This is a genomic window from Verrucomicrobiota bacterium, assembly GCA_037139415.1.
Taxonomy (GTDB): domain Bacteria; phylum Verrucomicrobiota; class Verrucomicrobiia; order Limisphaerales; family Fontisphaeraceae; genus JBAXGN01.
In genome coordinates, this window is the sequence record JBAXGN010000375.1 from 1 (window position 1) to 1,821 (window position 1,821).

The following is a 1,821-nucleotide window of genomic DNA, read 5'->3' on the forward strand; positions in this document are numbered from 1 at the left end:
CCACCATAGCTAAAAGGAGCGTTATGGCAACGAGTTTCAGAGACGCTACACTAGCTTCTCACCCATGAGCATCACCGCCGTCATTGAAAAGGGAATCATCAAGCTTCCCGGCGACGTTCCCTGGGCCTCGGGCACCGTCGTTCGGATTGAACCAGTGGACGAGCAGACGCCCACGCTGTGGGATACGCTCAAGGATTTTGACGGCATGGCCGGCGATCTGCCCGTTGCCCTCGCTGCCAATCTCGACCGCTACGTTCACGGCCATTCCCGGCCGTGAGCACCCGCCGGCAAAATGAAAAAAAAGTTTGGCCGTTGGGAGACCTTGCCCGGCGGTGGACGTCGCTATCGGTTGGAAGTGGCCGGTCGGCTCGGCTGGCAGGCGCGATATTTGAAGGAAGTGGATGCGGATGAAACCACCCTGCGCTTTTGGCAGGAGATCTACGATGCCGCCGGCAAATTGATGGAAACCCATGAGAAATTCCCGGTGGATAAAGGCCACCAGAAAGCGTAGCCTGCAACCATGACGATCACAAAACAAACCGTGGCCGACCAAATCGCTGCCTATCTCCACCACGAGATGACGCTTGCGCAGTTGGTGGATTGGGCAGAACACGCCCTGCTGGACGGCGAGTTGGCCGAACCGGATGCCCCGACACTCTCCTCCGTCATCGCCCGTCTTGGCGTGGCCGACGTGCGCGCGTTTGGTCTGGCTTGGAATGATTGCGAAGAACTGCTTCAGAGACTTGGTTTTTCTCCCCGTGTGGAAGTGGTCGCGGCCTGATAATGACCTCTCTGACCAGGCCGGCTTTGCCGCGTTGCTCAAATGAGCCGCCCAACCGCGGCGGCACGCAACCGGCAACAACGCGGCCCATGGAATGCCCCATGAAAGCCCGGCAGGGCTGGCATCTTGGTAGTTTCCCACCGCCAAAATGAAATGGCTCCGTTCAGGAGCGACAGGTTCCGGGCTGTGGAAATATGCCGCTCCTGAACGGAGCTTGGTTGGATGGGCGGAGGCTGGGCTACAACGATGCCGCGCCGACGGCGCTCTCCGACACACGCTGGCCGCTGGCCACCGCCAAGGGCATGGGTGTCAAAAGTGAGTGAGGTCCGACCCGGTCACAAAACTAGGTGGTGGCTGACCCGTTCACTGATCCAAATCTTGCTCAGTCGTGCGGGGGCACCGTGCCCGCAACAGTTCGGCCTCGTGTTTGTCTGTTTCTGCCCGACTTCGGGATCCTAAAACGGATGATACAAAAGCAAACACCCTTTTGTATTTGCCCATGACAGCACTCCAATAACCGCTTTTGTGAAACAATGATGTTACCAGTATCCAAGGAGTAACAAGCAAGAGGGCAATGACGTATAGTAACGATGCAAGAACAACCACCAACAATATCACTAGACTTGTTGTGCTATAGCTGATAAGGGGCGGCGGGACCGTAATTGCATCCCCGCACTGGCGGCAGAAGCTCGTATTTGCTCGGAAAAGCAGGGCTGAGAAGCGTGTTAGCTGCACAAAAGGGAAAGCATTTCCGCGCCGTCGCCCATTTTCATCGGCTTTCGGTTATAGCACAACAAGTCTACTAATGGATGGACCATTTTAGCCCCCGAAGTTATATACTTCACGCGGCCATAGACTGCGCTTTTTCGAACTGCTGAAAATTCAAGGTCAGCAACGATTGCAGTTCTTCGGCATGGCGCTCGTGGACGGTGCTTAGGAAGCCAGCAATGGCCCCCTTGAACGCCGCGAAATTCTCGTAGTATGTCGCGGCCAGACACTGCTTCTGGGTGAACTTCCAGAGCCGTTCGATCAGGTTCAAG

Annotated in this window: 5 protein-coding genes; 4 read left to right on the plus strand and 1 reads right to left on the minus strand. The window is 56.4% G+C overall.

Features of this window, described 5'->3' with window-relative positions; translation table 11 throughout:
- Window positions 1-64: 64 nt before the first annotated feature.
- The 4 genes from WCO56_29800 (at window position 65) to WCO56_29815 (ending at window position 1,104) form a co-directional block, all read left to right on the plus strand.
- On the plus strand, window positions 65-277 hold the full coding sequence (locus WCO56_29800; GenBank protein MEI7733796.1) for a hypothetical protein: 213 nt from the start codon (window positions 65-67) through the stop codon (window positions 275-277).
- Between the two features lie 15 nt (window positions 278-292).
- Window positions 293-511: a hypothetical protein gene (locus WCO56_29805; protein ID MEI7733797.1), complete on the plus strand. Its 219-nt coding sequence runs from the start codon at window positions 293-295 to the stop codon at window positions 509-511.
- Window positions 512-520: 9 nt separating this feature from the next.
- Complete coding sequence (locus WCO56_29810; GenBank protein ID MEI7733798.1) at window positions 521-781, plus strand: hypothetical protein; 261 nt, start codon at window positions 521-523, stop codon at window positions 779-781.
- A gap of 194 nt (window positions 782-975) precedes the next feature.
- A complete protein-coding gene (locus WCO56_29815) occupies window positions 976-1,104 on the plus strand; it encodes a hypothetical protein (GenBank protein MEI7733799.1) in 129 nt (42 codons plus the stop codon).
- A 518-nt stretch (window positions 1,105-1,622) separates the two neighbouring features.
- Here the strand turns inward: WCO56_29815 and WCO56_29820 are convergent.
- On the minus strand, window positions 1,623-1,821 hold a 199-nt coding region (locus WCO56_29820), incomplete at its 5' end, for an IS630 family transposase (GenBank protein ID MEI7733800.1).

What these genes read in the sequence shown, in the direction of transcription:
- WCO56_29800 (MEI7733796.1), top strand. Translation starts at nt 65, where the DNA reads ATGAGCATCACCGCCGTCATTGAAAAGGGAATCATCAAGCTTCCCGGC.
- WCO56_29805 (MEI7733797.1), top strand. Translation starts at nt 293, where the DNA reads ATGAAAAAAAAGTTTGGCCGTTGGGAGACCTTGCCCGGCGGTGGACGT.
- WCO56_29810 (MEI7733798.1), top strand. Translation starts at nt 521, where the DNA reads ATGACGATCACAAAACAAACCGTGGCCGACCAAATCGCTGCCTATCTC.
- WCO56_29815 (MEI7733799.1), top strand. Translation starts at nt 976, where the DNA reads ATGCCGCTCCTGAACGGAGCTTGGTTGGATGGGCGGAGGCTGGGCTAC.